The following is a 14,343-nucleotide window of genomic DNA, read 5'->3' on the forward strand; positions in this document are numbered from 1 at the left end:
GCTCAATTGGAAGGAAGTAAAGAATTTGCCAAAGAATTCCTGGTTAAGCATAACATACCAACAGCAGCTTATGATAGTTTTACAAAGGAAACTGTTGAAAAAGGATGTGATTTTCTAGAAACATTACAACCTCCATATGTTTTAAAAGCCGATGGATTAGCTGCAGGAAAAGGCGTTCTAATTCTTAATGATTTAGAAGAAGCAAAATCAGAATTGCGAAATATGTTGATTCATGCTAAATTTGGAAACGCCAGTGCCAAAGTAGTTATCGAAGAGTTTCTAGACGGAATTGAATTGAGCTGTTTTGTATTGACAGATGGGAAGAATTATAAAGTTCTGCCAACAGCCAAAGACTATAAACGAATTGGAGAAGGAGACACAGGTTTGAACACGGGTGGCATGGGAGCAGTTTCCCCGGTTCCATTTGCGGATGCTGTTTTACTTGAAAAAATAGAAACCCGAATTGTAAAACCAACGGTTGAAGGTTTGCAAAATGACGGAATTGAATATAAAGGATTCGTTTTTATTGGATTAATTATCGTCAAAGGTGAACCTATAGTTATTGAATACAATGTAAGAATGGGCGATCCCGAAACAGAAGTCGTAATTCCGAGAATTAAGTCTGATTTAGTGGAATTATTCCAAGCTGTAGCTAATGGGAAATTAGACAAAGTTTCGTTAGAAATTGATGAAAGAAGTGCCACAACAGTAATGATGGTTTCAGGTGGTTATCCTGCAGATTACGAAAAAGGAAAAGAAATTTTTGGCTTAGAGAAAGTTGAAGGCTCTCTTGTTTTCCATGCAGGAACAAAGTTAGATAATGGAAAAGTTGTTTCTAATGGCGGAAGAGTTTTGGCAATCACTTCTTTTGGCAATGATTTCCAGGAAGCCATAAAAAAATCTTACCAAAATATAGACAAGCTCGATTTTGATAAGATGTATTTTAGAAAAGATATTGGCCAAGATTTATAAAACTCCTAATAATTCCCCTTTGGGGTTAGGGGCTTTACTTTAAGAAAGAATGAGCCGTTGTATCTTGGTATTCTTCATTGTTAGCACGGTGAATTGTTAATTGTTTACACCAGTAAACAATGTAATAGCCACAGACAATGATCATCACCCAGCTAACAATATTGGCAAGCCACCAGCTGCTTAGCTCCAAAGAGCGTAAAAAATCAAATGGCAGGAATAAAAAATCTACAAATAAAGATTGAATACCTTCAAAAAATGCTCTCATTTTATAAAATGTTATATTTACAGCACAAATGTATAAAATATCCTTATGATAACAAGCGTTTTTAAAAAATCTACTATAGTAAATTATTCTTTGATTGGAGTTTCACTGTTGGTTTTCTTTTTTTTATACTTATCCAATCATCTGGAAGTAATGAATTCTAAAAATGGTGTTTTAAAAGCAACGACTTTGATTACCTTATTTATTAGCTCATTTTTTTTGATAAATTTTATTGTAAAAAAGAACGGATTGACTAAAAATTCAAGTTATACTGTTTTCTTTTTTTTATTATTCATTGTTCTTTTTCAATCAGTCTTTAGTGACTTAAGTTTATTGTTTTCCAATTTCTTTCTGCTGTTGGCAATTAGGAGATTAATATCGCTTCAAACCCTGAAAGCTCCTAAAGAGAAAATATTTGATGCGTCGGTATGGATTTTTATTGCTTCACTTTTCCATTTTTGGTGTATTCTTTTTGTGCTATTGGTGTATATTTCTATAATATTTCATGCCTCACGGGATTTTAGAAATTGGTTACTGCCATTTGTAGCCTTTTTTGCGACAGTTGTGGTTTTTCTTTTCGCAGCACTGTTTTTTGACAAATCCTGGATTGATCATATTTTGAATCAGACAAATATGAATTTCGAACTCAATTATTTTACAAATAATTATCAAAATATTGCACTGTCCTCTTATGTTGTAATCGCCCTGTATTTTGTTGTGTCGATGATGCTTTCATTGACAAACAGGCCAATTATTTTACAGGCATCTTACAAGAAAATGGTATTTGCTTTTTTGATTGGGGTAGTTGTTTTTTTGATTTCTCCGGAGAAAAACAACAACATGTTGATTTTTACATTTATGCCATTGTCGGTAATGTGTACTAATAATATTGAATATTCACAAAACAAAATGTATCAGGAAATTGTTTTGGCGTTACTATTAACAGGAAGTTTATTTATCTTTTTTGCGCAGCTATAATTTACTTCCATAAGCCAAATCGCCAGCATCACCAAGACCGGGAACTATGTAGTTTTTCTCATTAAGTCTTTCATCAATCGCGGCAATCCAAAGATGGCAGCTATCAGGAAGATTTTGTTTGAGATATTCAATACCTTCCGGTGCCGCAATTACAACAGCAATATGTATTTCTTTTGGTTTTTGTTCCAGATGCAGTTTTTGTAAAACCGCCACCATCGATTGTCCCGTGGCAAGCATCGGATCAATCATAATCAGGTTCTTATTTTCAAAAGAAGGTGCCGCCTGATATTCTACTAAAATGTCAAACTTATCATCATTGTCATAGTGATGACGATACGCTGAAACAAAGCCATTTTCGGCATTGTCAAAAACATTCATAAACCCCATATGCAAAGCCAAACCAGCGCGAAGAATAGAACATAAAACCACATGGTCCGCAATAGTTGTAGTATGTTTTATGCCCAGCGGCGTCTGAACATCAATAGCTTTATATTCTAACGTTTTACTCAATTCATACGCCATAATTTCACCAATTCTCTCGATGTTTTTTCGAAAACGCATGCTGTCTTTTTGAATGTTAACGTCACGAATTTGTGCCAAAAAATGATTAAGGATGCTGTTGTTTTCCGAAATATTGTGAAGATGCATGAATGTGAGAATTTGGATGTTTAGGTAAAAGTATAAAAAACTATCTTTGCACCCGAGACCTTTTGGTCGAATTGTATAAAATAAAATTAAAATTATGTTTTCAAAATTTGCCTATTCTATATTTGAACAAAGTATTAAGGATTATCATGTTCATGACAACGTAGACCAACCGGTTAAAAATCCGTATCCAAAAGAGAAGATTGAACATTTACTGTATTTCAAAAACTGGATTGACACCGTTCAGTGGCATTTTGAAGATATTATCCGTGATCCAAATATTGACCCTGTTGCAGCTTTGGTTTTGAAAAGAAGAATCGATGCGTCAAATCAGGAACGTACCGATATGGTAGAATATATTGACAGCTATTTTCTTCAGAAATATGCTTTTGTTGTTGTAAAATCTTCTGCAAAAATAAACTCTGAAAGCCCAGCCTGGACGATTGACAGATTATCAATTTTAGCATTAAAAATTTATCACATGACCGAAGAAGCTAATCGTACTGAAGCTTCACAGGAACACAGAGATAAATGCCAGGCAAAATTAAACGTGTTGCTAGAGCAAAGAACCGATTTGTCAACAGCGATTGATGACTTAATCACAGATATTGAAAACGGTGACAAATTCATGAAAGTGTACAAACAAATGAAGATGTACAACGACGACGATTTGAACCCTGTTTTGTACCAAAACAAAAAATAAAACGGCAGACTTTTGTCAAACCCAATCCAACATATTGCTGTCATCCGAATGTCTGCCATGGGCGATGTTGCGATGACAGTTCCTGTTATTAGAGCTTTTGTTGCCCAAAATCCTAATGTAAAAATCACGGTTGTTTCGCGACCATTTTTCAAGCCTTTTTTTGACGGAATTCCGAATGTTGATTTCTTTGCTGTTGATGTCAAAGGAAGGCACAAAGGTTTTCCTGGATTATTGAAATTATATTCCGATTTAAAAGAATTGAATATTGACGCCGTTGCCGATTTACACAATGTTTTACGTTCGCAGGTTATCAGAACTTTATTCGCTTTAAGCGGAAAAAAAATGGCGTTTACAGATAAAGGAAGAGTAGAGAAAAGCGCATTAACCTGTGCCGAAAATAAGATATTCAAGCCAATAAAATCAATGGTCGAAAGACATGTTGATACATTTAAAAAGTTGGGTTTCAGTGTTGATTTATCAAATCCGAAGTTTCCTCAGAAAGCTATTTTGTCTGCAGAAATTTTAAAAATCACTGAAGAAAAAGCAAATCAAAAATGGATTGGAATTGCGCCATTTGCACAATACGATAGTAAAGTGTATCCTCATGATTTGATGCAGAAAGTTATTGATAATTTGGCTTCAAAAAGCAATAATAAAATCTTCCTTTTTGGCGGCGGAAACAAGGAAATTGAAATCCTGAATTCGTTTGCCAACGGAAAAGAAAACGTGATAAACGTTGCAGGAAAACTTAAACTGCAACAAGAATTAGACTTGATTTCCAATCTTGATGTTATGCTTTCTATGGATTCCGGAAATGCTCATATAGCAGCCATGCTGGGAATAAAAGTAATCACACTTTGGGGCGCAACGCATCCTTTTGCCGGCTTTGCACCATTCAACCAACCGCTGAAAAACTGCTTGGTTTCTGATAGAGAAAAGTATCCGAAACTTCCAACATCCGTTTATGGCAACAAAAAAGTGGAAGGTTATCAGGATGCGATGCGAACGATTTCGGTTGAAGAAGTTGTAGAGAAACTGTAATAATTCAATTTAAAATTACAATAATGACAAATCAACTCAAAGACGTAATTAAAAAAGTATACACTGCCTTCAACGAGAGAAATATTGATAAGGCATTATCAACCATGCAAAAAGACGTGCAGTGGTCAAAAGCTTGGGAAGGCGGATACATAAGTGGACACAATGAAATTAAGCTATATTGGACAAGGCAATGGACTGAAATTAATCCACATGTTGATCCAGTCGGTTTCAATGAAAGAGAAAATGGAAGTCTAGAAGTTAAGGTTCACCAAAACGTAAAGGACTTACAAGGTAATCTAATATTTGACGGATTAGTAAAACATATTTACACGTTTCAGGAAGGACTAATAAAAACAATGGACATTGAACTAGTTGAGAGTGCTTAATAGTTTACAAAAATCTTAGCGATTTAATATCGGAATATATTCCGTCCACGGCCCAACTTCGTTTTTATATTGCTTTGCCATAACCCGTGCAATTTGCGCAATATGTCCCAAATCATGAGCAACCCAGGTAGCGAGTAAATTTTCTAATGTAATTTCTCCAAAAGCAGGGTGAATTCCGGTTTGCTGTAAATCGTCTGGAGTAATTTGTCTTGATTGTAATGCAATCAGATTCTTAGTTCTCAATTCCTGAAACTCATTCAACAAGTCCGAAATAGTTTTTCCTTTGCTTTCCTCAAATTGTGCAAAACGGTCAAAAAGAGCAAAATTTTTATCTGCTTCATTGGAAAGGATAATTTCTGTGCGGACAATCCAGTCTGTTTTTTCTCCCTGAATTAAATGACCAATCACATCATACGGACTCCAGGTTTCTTCACCTTCATTATTCTGAATCCATTCATTGCTCAAGCCGCTCAAAAGTGTGGTTAAAACCTGAGGTGTTCTTTCAAGAATTTCGATTGATTTTGAGAGATTAAATTCCATACTCTAAATATTAAACATCATCATAATCCACATAAATCTCCGGAGAAGTCGGATGTGCCTGGCAAGTTAGAATTAATCCTTCGGCAATTTCGCCATCTGTTAAAATAGAATTCTTCGCCATTTCGGCAGTTCCATTTGTAATTCGCGCCAAGCAGGAACTACAAATTCCACCCTGACAGGAATATGGCGCATCGATGCCTTGCTTCAAAGCTGCTTCGAGAACCGTTTGCTTTTGCGACATTTCAAAAGTGACTTCTTCGTCATCAACCATTACAGTTATTTTTGTATGGCCAGTATGAGATACTGCAGCTGCGTTTTCGGAAGTAGTAGTAGAGAATAACTCGAACTTTATGTTTTTCTCAGGAACGTTGTGCTCCTTTAAAATATCTGAAACCAAATTAATCATTGCTTCCGGACCACATAAATAGAATTTATCAAATTCTTTTTCTTTGTGTTTGTTATTCAAAACAAAATTCACAATTGCCTTATCGATGCGGCCAAAATGCTCATTTTCTGCACGCGCCTGACTAAAAACATAATGCACAAAAAAGCGCCCAACATATTTCAATTGCAATTCGTGTAATTCGTTGTGAAAAATGGTTTCGTCCGGAGTTTTGTTTCCATAAACCAAAACAAAAGTGCTTTTTGGCTCGCTTTCTAAAACCGATTTTAGAATTGACATAACTGGAGTAATTCCGCTACCGGCAACAAAAGCTGCATAGTTTTTAAGATTTGAAAAAGAGGGTTCAAAAGTAAATTTACCTTCTGGTTGACCAACTTCAAGTATGTCACCAACCTTTAAATTGTCATTCGCAAATTTTGAAAAATGACCTTCTTTAACTGATTTTATGGCAATGCGTAATTCGTCACTATTAGGCGAAGAACAAACAGAATACGCACGACGGATTTCCTGTCCGTCTAAAGTTAATTTAAGGTTTACGTATTGGCCGGCGGTAAATTGATAAGCAGATTTTAGTTCGGCGGGGATATTAAAAGCAACAGAAATGGCGTTGGCAGTTTCGTGCTTTACTTCTTTGATCTGTAATTTATAAAATGAAGACATGAAAAATAATTTTTGCAAAGGTAAGAAATAGCAATGATTTGAAAAGTAAAGAAACTTTGAAAGTGTGTAACAATTGTTTAAATTTCGGAACTAATTGCAAAACCAAACTTCAAATTATGTTTAAACACTTCATTAAACTTGAATGGAAAGCTTTTTTTCGTTCGGCTTCTTTTACTGCCAATTTGGCGATAAAAATAGTAATGGGTTTTATGGCCATTTATTTTATGACCATTTTTATTGGCGCAGGAATTCTTATCTTCAAGATATTAAAAGAGGAACTGCATTTAGAACCGTTGATAACAATAAACAAATACCTGATTTATTATTTGGTTTTTGATTTGGTCATTCGGTATTTTTTTCAAAAAATGCCTGTCACCAACATTAAACCGCTGTTGAATTTACCAATAACAAGAAGTGTAATTGTTCATTTCTCATTAGGGAAAACAGTTATTTCGTTTTTCAACATTCTTCACGCTTTTTTCTTTATTCCGTTTACGCTTGTTTTATTGTCTCATGGCTACGGTTTTCATGCTATTTTGTGGAGTTTAGGAGTAATGGCATTGATTTATACTAATAATTTCATCAATGTTTTGATCAATAATAAAGACATTGTTTTCTACCCTTTGTTGGCTATTGTAGTGAGTTTGGGATTGGCCCAATATTACCATGTTTTTGATATCACAAGTTATACACAGCCTTTTTTGCAGGGAATGTACAAAACTGAATACCTATTTTTAATTCCTATACTTTTAGTAGCAGTCACTTATTATTTCTCGTTTGATTACTTCAAAAAGAACCTGAATCTCGATACTGGTTTGGCCAAAAAAAGCGACGAAGCCAAAACCGAGAATTTTACCTGGCTGAACCAATTTGGAACTCTTGGAACATTCCTTAAAAACGATATCAAATTATTAAAGAGGAACAAGCGTTCACGAACGACGGTAATTATGAGTTTCCTGTTTATTTTTTATGGATTGCTTTTTTATTCTGGTGCTATTGAAGTATATGAAGGTCCAATGTGGCAGGTCTTTGCCGGAATCTTTGTTACGGGCGGATTTATGTTCACATTTGGGCAATTCATTCCAAGTTGGGACAGCTCGTATTATCAACTGATGATGAGCCAGAACATTCAATACCGCGATTACATCAGTTCAAAATGGTGGCTGATGGTTATTGGGACTGTAATTGCCACGATAATTGCTTCTTTTTATTGGGTATTTTTTGGATGGCAGATTTATATATTAATTGTGGTTGGAGCCATTTATAATATTGGTGTCAATTCGCATTTGGTAATGCTTGGCGGCGCTTTTGTAAAAACTCCAATTGATTTAACGATGGCTAAAAAAGCGTTTGGTGATAAACAGGCTTTTAACTTCAAAACGGTGATTATGCTGATACCAAAACTATTGGTGCCTATGCTTTTATATTCACTTGGATATTATCTTTTTTCTGCAAATATTGGCTATCTCTTTGTTGCCTTAGCGGGAATTTTGGGATTCGCTTTTAGGAATATGGTTTTTGCTAAAATTGAAAAGATTTATAAAAGCGAAAAATACGAAACCATTGCTGCTTACAAACAAAAAAATTAAAATTCAGAGTTTTGATTAAACCTATAAACTCATAAACCTCATAAACTTTCAAAATGATAAAAGTAAATAATTTAACGAAAAGATACAATCTGGAAAAAACGGTTTTAAACATTGTAAACCTAGACATACCAAAAGGTCAGAGCTTTGGCTTGGTTGGGAATAATGGTGCTGGAAAAACCACTTTTTTTAGTCTGTTACTTGATTTAATTCAACCAAGTTCAGGGCATATCACCAACAACACTATTCAGGTTGATAAAAGTGAAGCCTGGAAACCTTTCACTTCAGCTTTTTTAGATGAAAGCTTTTTAATTGGGTATTTAACAGCTGAAGAATATTTCTATTTTATTGGAGATTTACGCGGACAAAATAAAGCAGATGTTGATGCTTTGCTTAAAAAACACGAAGAGTTTTTCAATGGAGAAATCCTCAACAGCAAAAAATATTTAAGAGATTTATCTAAAGGAAATATGAAAAAAGTAGGTATCATCGCCACTTTAATCGGAAGACCGGAAGTTGTCGTTTTAGATGAACCGTTTGCAAACCTTGATCCGACTACGGTAAACAGGCTGAAAATCATCATTAAAGAATTAGCCGAAGATCCTAATATTACAGTTTTGGTTTCTTCACACGATTTGGTTCATACCGTTGAGGTTTGCAACAGAATTGTAGCGCTGCATTTGGGCGAAGTTGTAAAAGACATTCAAACATCGCCGGAAACCTTAAAAGAATTAGAAGCGTTTTTTGCAGTTTAAGAAACTCCTTTTTATAAAATAGCGGTCTGGTTTTATCAATAATGGTAAAAACTTACCGCTTATTTTTTTGCTATATCAAAAAGAAACGTATTTTTACCAGTTAGTTATACTATTTATGACTTTTTTACGTTATAACATTAAACGTTTTGCTTTGAAAACCAATACAATTAAATATTTCATCTTATCGGGATTATTGATTTTTTTAATCGCCTGTTCTACCAAGAAAAACACATGGCTTTCCAGAAATTCACATGCGCTTAGCACGAAAGATAACATTTTATACAATGGTGGAATTGCTTTGGATAAAGGCGTTGAAGAAGTAAAACTTCAAAATAAAGATAACTTTTGGGAGATTCTTCCGGTTGAAAGAATGCAGGTAACGGAAGACAATCTTGCTCCCGGCAATACTAAGAATGCCAATTTTGAAAAAGCAGAAACCAAAGCCACTAAAGCGATTCAGAAGCACTCGATGAACATTAATGGTTCAGAGAAAAACCCACAAATGGACGAAGCCTACATGATGCTTGGACAAGCAAGATATTATGATCAGCGATTTGTACCTGCCTTAGATGCTTTCAACTATGTATTGAACAAATCACCCAATAGTGATAAAATATACGAAGTAAAAATCTGGAGAGAAAAAACCAATATGCGTCTGGATAACGATGCTTTGGCTGTAAACAATCTTCGAAGATTGCTTAAAGAAATCAAATTTAAGGATCAGATTTTTGCTGATGCAAATGCCACTCTGGCACAGGCCTTTTTAAATTTACAGGAAAAAGACAGCGCTGTTGCTAAACTTAAAATTGCCAAAGAATATACTAAATCCAACGAAGAAATATCGAGATACAATTATATCTTAGGTCAGATTTATGAAGAACTGGGATATAAAGACAGCGCTTATGCGAGTTATCAAACCGTAATCGATATGCATAGAAAAGCAGCCAAATCCTATGTGATTCATGCTCATGCAAGACAAGCAGCTCAGTTTGATTATGAAAAAGGAGATACTGTTGCCTTTCTTAAAAAATATAATGATTTGCTGAAAGATAGAGAAAACAGACCTTTTCTGGATGTTTTACACCATCAATTGGGATTGTTTTATGAAAAAAGAAACAATAAAACTATAGCCAAAAAAGAATACAATCTTTCATTAAAAAAGAAAACACAAGACTCTTATCTTATCGCTTCCAATTATAGAAATTTAGCCGACTTATATTTCATAGATTCTAAATTTGTCAAAGCTGGTAATTACTACGACAGCACCTTGGTTCAGTTAAAACCAAGAACCAGAGAGTTCAATCTGATAAAAAAGAAAAGAGAAAACCTTGAAGAGGTTATTAAATACGAAGCGATTTCACAAACGAATGACAGCATTATTTCTCTATATAAAATGCCGGCTGCAGACAGAACAGCTTATTTTGAAAGCTATATCATAAAGCTTAAAAAAGAAGAAGAAATACAGAAAAAAGCAATAGAAAAACTAGCACGAATTAAAGAGAATCAGGAAAAAAGCGATGGGAAAATCGATTTAGACGATGAATCGGGATCTAAAAAACCAAAGGCAATAACTCCAAAAACACCAAGCGCTTTTGCAGCTGGTAATGAAAGTGTTTTCTATTTTTATAATCCAACAACTGTCGCTTATGGAAAAGTGGAGTTTACCAAAAACTGGGGCAAAAGAACGTTGCAGGACAATTGGCGCATTTCATCACTTTCAGAAAAAGACAACGGAAAAGAAAATTCAGACACAAAAGGCTCTGATAAAGACTCCGATGATGTTGCGGCAGTTGACGAACGATTCACACCGGATTTCTACATAAAACAAATTCCGGAATCACAAACAGTTATAGACAGTTTGAGCAAAGAAAGAAACTTTGCTAATTATCAACTTGGAATTATTTATAAAGAGAAATTCAAAGAATATCAATTAGCAGTAAACAGATTTGAGAAGCTGTTAAATGACAATCCCGAAGAAAGATTAGTGTTGCCATCGATGTATCATTTGTATAAGCTTTATGAAATTTTAGATAAATCAAAAGCAGAGGCAATGAAAGCTGATATTATTGCACAATATCCAACTTCACGTTATGCTCAAATTTTACAAAATCCAACGGGCGATATTGCGGAGTCAAGTGATTCACCAAACGTAGTTTATGGTAACATCTACAAACAATATAAAAACGGTGAATACAAGACAGTTTTAACTGCTACAGAAAATGCTATTACCCGATTTACCGGAGATGAGATTGTTCCAAAACTGGAATTATTAAAAGCCAACATAGTTGGTAAACTTGGCGGACTTGCTGAGTTCAGCACAGCATTAAATTATGTAGCGTTGAATTATCCAAATAGTGAAGAAGGGAAAAGAGCCGAAAAATTATTAACGGTTGATTTGCCAAAACTTGAAGCATTACAGTTATCCAGTGCACCATCAAAAAACTGGAAAATTCTTTACAGAACTAAAGATTTTGAAGATGCAGGAACAAAAGCGCTACGCGAAAAAATCAAAAAATTTATTGCTGACAGAAGCCTAAACAAGCTTGCAGTTTCTTTGGATATTTACACAATGACAGATAACTTTGTGGTAATGCATGGTATAAATTCCGAGGATTTAGCATTAGGGATTACGGCAATTCTGAAAGACTATAAAGATTATAAAGTGCAGGAAACGCCGATAATCATTTCAGCAGAAAATTATACGATAGTTCAAATTAAAAAGAATCTAGACGAATTTTTAGCGGGTAACCTGCCGGAAACTGCAGCGCAACCAAACTGGGATGGAACTTTTGAAAAAACACCCGACCCAGTTCAGCCAAAACCTGTCGCTAAACAAACGCCTTCTCAGGATAATTCCGGCGATGACATTAAAGGGAATGATCAAAAAGATCAGGAACAAAAAAATGAAGACCAGAAGTTTGGGCCGCCGCCATCACCGGGTGGAGAGAAACCTGGTAAAAAAGGATAGAAAGCATGTTTGAAAAAAGTCCAAAATCATACACAGATCTTTTAGGCAAAACCAACCGGATTGTGGAAGGAACAACCATTCAGGGAGATATTATTTCTCCTGCGGATTTTCGTTTGGATGGGCATTTGATTGGCAATTTTCAGTCCAAAGGGAAAATAGTAATTGGTCCTGCGGGAAGCGTCAAAGGCGATATCGTTTGTAAAAATGCGGATATCGAAGGTAAATTTGACGGTAAAATACAAGTCCAGGAAATTCTTAATGTGAAATCCAAAGCACACATTCATGGAGAAGTAATCTGCGGAAAACTTTCTGTTGAGCCCGGAGCCGAATTCAGCGCATCATGTATAATGAAACCTAATGTAAAAAACATGATTACCGATGGAAAGTCAGCAGAAGAAAAAACAGCGTAATAAATGGTTAGCACTTATTAATATTCCCATTCAAATGGGAATCATTGTTTTTTTGGCTGCCAAACTAGGTCAATGGCTTGACGAAAAATTCATAAACAAACATAATTTATACGTAAAAATTTTAACCATGGTCGGTGTTGCAATTGCGTTTTACAACATTGCCCGACAGTTAAAAGAAATAAACAAATCGGACGAAGAAAAATGAAGTTAAAAAAATACAATTCCCTTATTACAGTTTTTATTGCAGCAATAATTGGCCTTATCGTTCATAAAACCATATCGCATTTCATTATTCCAAAGGAGTTTGAAGCTGATTTTGTTTATGCTATACCTTTACTTTACGCTATATTTGGATTGCTTGCTTTGGCAATAGTTTTTTTGCTTAAGAAGGTAAAAGAAACAGCTCCAGACTCAGTAGGTTATGCATTTTTAGCACTTACTACGGTTAATATGGTTATTGCCTATGCTCTTTTAAGACCAATTATCCATATTCACCTTCCAAAAACACCAACTGAAAAGATGAATTTCTTTGTGGTATTTATTTACTTTTTAGCAATAGAAACCTATCTAACCATCAGAATTTTAAACAATAAGCAATAAATTGTTTGATAATCGATAATTCCATCAAAAAAAATAAAACTTATACTTTTTAATATTAATTAAAAGTGTACTTTTGCACCAAATTTCAGAAATAAAATTTAGACAAATCATAGTTATGGTGTTTTCGAAAAAATCATTCCTTTATAGTATAGTAGCTTTAATTGCTTTTTTACCTTCAGTCGCATTAGCAAATTCTCCTGAACCAACTTCAGAAAATACAGAAGCTGTTGCGAAAGAAAGCCAAGATCCAAAAGCTGAGATCAAAGAGCAAATTGACGAAGTAAAAAATCACCACGTTTTAGACGCACACAGTTTTTCTTTATTTGGTGACAAAGAAACTGGAAAAGAATATGGTTTTCCATTGCCAATAATCCTTTTGGATAATGGTTCACTTCACATTTTTTCATCTTCAAAATTTGATGATGGAAAAGTCGCAGAAGATGGTGGGAACTACTATGTTTTGCACCACGAAAAAATCTACAAAACTGATGGAACAGGAACTTTAACCGAACATGAAGGTCATCCAACAAATGCTAAACCATTTGACTTTTCAATAACTAAAGGAGTTTTCACTATGTTGTTGATTGCGCTTTTGATGTTTTTATTGTTTAGAAGTTTAGGGAAATCATATTCTAAAAATGGTGGTGTTGCAGCTGGTGCTGGTAGATTTTTTGAACCTATTGTTTTATTTATTCGTGACGAAATTGCAATCCCCAACATTGGTGAAAAGCATTATAAAAAATACATGAGCCATTTATTGACTGTATTTTTCTTTATCTGGTTTTTAAATGTTGTTGGTATGACGCCATTCGGAATCAACGTTACGGGTAATATCTCTGTAACTTTCGGATTAGCAATTATCACTTTCATCATCACAACACTTACTGCTAAAAAGAATTATTGGATGCACATTTTCTGGATGCCGGGCGTTCCAGTTCCAATGAAATTTATCTTGGCACCAATTGAACTTATTGGAGCAATCATCAAACCTTTCTCACTAATGATTCGTTTGTACGCTAATATGTTTGCTGGTCACCTTGTATTGATGAGTTTGATCGGAATGATGTTCGTTTTCAAAAGCTGGATCGGAAGCCCATTAACATTCGGACTTTCATTTATCATCTCATTAATTGAAATCTTAGTAACGCTTTTACAGGCTTATATCTTTACAATGTTAACCGCTTTATATTTTGGTTCGGCTGTTGAAGAACACCACCACGATGAAGCGCACTAATGGCTGATGGCTTTTGCCTAATGCCTAAAAATTTGAATGTTTAATTAAATATATATACATTATGAACGGATTAGAAGGAAATCTTCACCTTATTGGAGCAGGATTAGTAGTTATTGGAGTAGGAATTGGTATTGGTAGAATCGGTGGTTCTGCATTAGATGCAATTGCTCGTCAACCAGAAGCTACAGCTAAAATTCAAA

General features: G+C 34.7%; 17 protein-coding genes. 13 read left to right on the forward strand and 4 right to left on the reverse strand.

Annotated elements, in window-relative coordinates; all coding sequences use genetic code 11:
- On the forward strand, nt 1-972 hold a 972-nt coding region (gene purD / locus ABIQ27_RS14575; protein ID WP_348034647.1), incomplete at its 5' end, for a phosphoribosylamine--glycine ligase.
- Between the two features lie 34 nt (nt 973-1,006).
- On the opposite strand, the gene ABIQ27_RS14580 is transcribed toward purD, so the two are convergent.
- Nucleotides 1,007-1,237 (reverse strand): uracil phosphoribosyltransferase, encoded by a 231-nt coding sequence (locus ABIQ27_RS14580; protein WP_348034648.1) that lies wholly within the window; start codon nt 1,235-1,237, stop codon nt 1,007-1,009.
- Nucleotides 1,238-1,282: 45 nt separating this feature from the next.
- On the opposite strand from ABIQ27_RS14580, the gene ABIQ27_RS14585 reads away from it, so the two are divergent.
- A complete protein-coding gene (locus ABIQ27_RS14585; RefSeq protein WP_348034649.1) occupies nt 1,283-2,212 on the forward strand; it encodes a DUF6427 family protein in 930 nt (309 codons plus the stop codon).
- Here the strand turns inward: ABIQ27_RS14585 and upp are convergent.
- Nucleotides 2,207-2,860: a uracil phosphoribosyltransferase gene (gene upp / locus ABIQ27_RS14590; protein ID WP_348034650.1), complete on the reverse strand. Its 654-nt coding sequence runs from the start codon at nt 2,858-2,860 to the stop codon at nt 2,207-2,209. The genes ABIQ27_RS14585 and upp overlap by 6 nt on opposite strands.
- Before the next feature lie 94 nt (nt 2,861-2,954).
- Here upp and ABIQ27_RS14595 point away from each other — a divergent pair, with 94 nt between their 5' ends.
- From ABIQ27_RS14595 to ABIQ27_RS14605, 3 genes are read left to right on the forward strand one after another with little or no spacing between them, the layout of a single operon-like run.
- Nucleotides 2,955-3,560, forward strand: coding sequence for a DUF4254 domain-containing protein (locus tag ABIQ27_RS14595; RefSeq protein WP_348034651.1), 606 nt, complete (start codon nt 2,955-2,957; stop codon nt 3,558-3,560).
- A 57-nt stretch (nt 3,561-3,617) separates the two neighbouring features.
- Nucleotides 3,618-4,601 (forward strand): glycosyltransferase family 9 protein, encoded by a 984-nt coding sequence (locus ABIQ27_RS14600; protein WP_348034662.1) that lies wholly within the window; start codon nt 3,618-3,620, stop codon nt 4,599-4,601.
- Between the two features lie 23 nt (nt 4,602-4,624).
- A complete protein-coding gene (locus ABIQ27_RS14605) occupies nt 4,625-4,987 on the forward strand; it encodes a ketosteroid isomerase (protein WP_348034652.1) in 363 nt (120 codons plus the stop codon).
- A 15-nt stretch (nt 4,988-5,002) separates the two neighbouring features.
- On the opposite strand, the gene ABIQ27_RS14610 is transcribed toward ABIQ27_RS14605, so the two are convergent.
- Together ABIQ27_RS14610 and ABIQ27_RS14615 are read right to left on the reverse strand one after the other, a co-directional pair.
- Entirely contained in the window at nt 5,003-5,527 is a 525-nt protein-coding gene (locus tag ABIQ27_RS14610; protein ID WP_348034653.1) for a DinB family protein, read from the reverse strand.
- Between the two features lie 10 nt (nt 5,528-5,537).
- Complete coding sequence (locus ABIQ27_RS14615; protein WP_348034654.1) at nt 5,538-6,590, reverse strand: ferredoxin--NADP reductase; 1,053 nt, start codon at nt 6,588-6,590, stop codon at nt 5,538-5,540.
- A 116-nt stretch (nt 6,591-6,706) separates the two neighbouring features.
- Here ABIQ27_RS14615 and ABIQ27_RS14620 point away from each other — a divergent pair, with 116 nt between their 5' ends.
- From ABIQ27_RS14620 to ABIQ27_RS14655, 8 genes are all read left to right on the forward strand, one after another.
- Nucleotides 6,707-8,179, forward strand: a complete 1,473-nt coding sequence (locus tag ABIQ27_RS14620; protein WP_348034655.1) for a DUF5687 family protein — start codon at nt 6,707-6,709, stop codon at nt 8,177-8,179.
- A 53-nt stretch (nt 8,180-8,232) separates the two neighbouring features.
- Nucleotides 8,233-8,931, forward strand: coding sequence for an ABC transporter ATP-binding protein (locus ABIQ27_RS14625; protein ID WP_348034656.1), 699 nt, complete (start codon nt 8,233-8,235; stop codon nt 8,929-8,931).
- A 151-nt stretch (nt 8,932-9,082) separates the two neighbouring features.
- On the forward strand, nt 9,083-11,899 hold the full coding sequence (locus tag ABIQ27_RS14630; RefSeq protein ID WP_348034657.1) for a gliding motility protein: 2,817 nt from the start codon (nt 9,083-9,085) through the stop codon (nt 11,897-11,899).
- 5 nt (nt 11,900-11,904) lie between these two features.
- The gene (locus ABIQ27_RS14635; protein ID WP_348034658.1) at nt 11,905-12,309 is read left to right on the forward strand and encodes a polymer-forming cytoskeletal protein; all 405 of its coding nucleotides are present in this window, start codon (nt 11,905-11,907) and stop codon (nt 12,307-12,309) included.
- Nucleotides 12,278-12,514 (forward strand): AtpZ/AtpI family protein, encoded by a 237-nt coding sequence (locus ABIQ27_RS14640; RefSeq protein WP_348034659.1) that lies wholly within the window; start codon nt 12,278-12,280, stop codon nt 12,512-12,514. The genes ABIQ27_RS14635 and ABIQ27_RS14640 overlap by 32 nt, the downstream gene beginning before the upstream one ends.
- Nucleotides 12,511-12,909, forward strand: a complete 399-nt coding sequence (locus ABIQ27_RS14645; RefSeq protein ID WP_348034660.1) for a hypothetical protein — start codon at nt 12,511-12,513, stop codon at nt 12,907-12,909. Before ABIQ27_RS14640 ends, ABIQ27_RS14645 begins: the two co-directional genes overlap by 4 nt.
- A gap of 115 nt (nt 12,910-13,024) precedes the next feature.
- The gene (atpB, locus tag ABIQ27_RS14650; RefSeq protein WP_348034661.1) at nt 13,025-14,143 is read left to right on the forward strand and encodes a F0F1 ATP synthase subunit A; all 1,119 of its coding nucleotides are present in this window, start codon (nt 13,025-13,027) and stop codon (nt 14,141-14,143) included.
- Nucleotides 14,144-14,204: 61 nt separating this feature from the next.
- Nucleotides 14,205-14,343: hypothetical protein (locus tag ABIQ27_RS14655; RefSeq protein ID WP_348034663.1), on the forward strand; the 139-nt coding region annotated here is incomplete at its 3' end.

Origin of the sequence: Flavobacterium sp. (genome assembly GCF_039916025.1) — a bacterium.
Lineage (GTDB): Bacteria > Bacteroidota > Bacteroidia > Flavobacteriales > Flavobacteriaceae > Flavobacterium.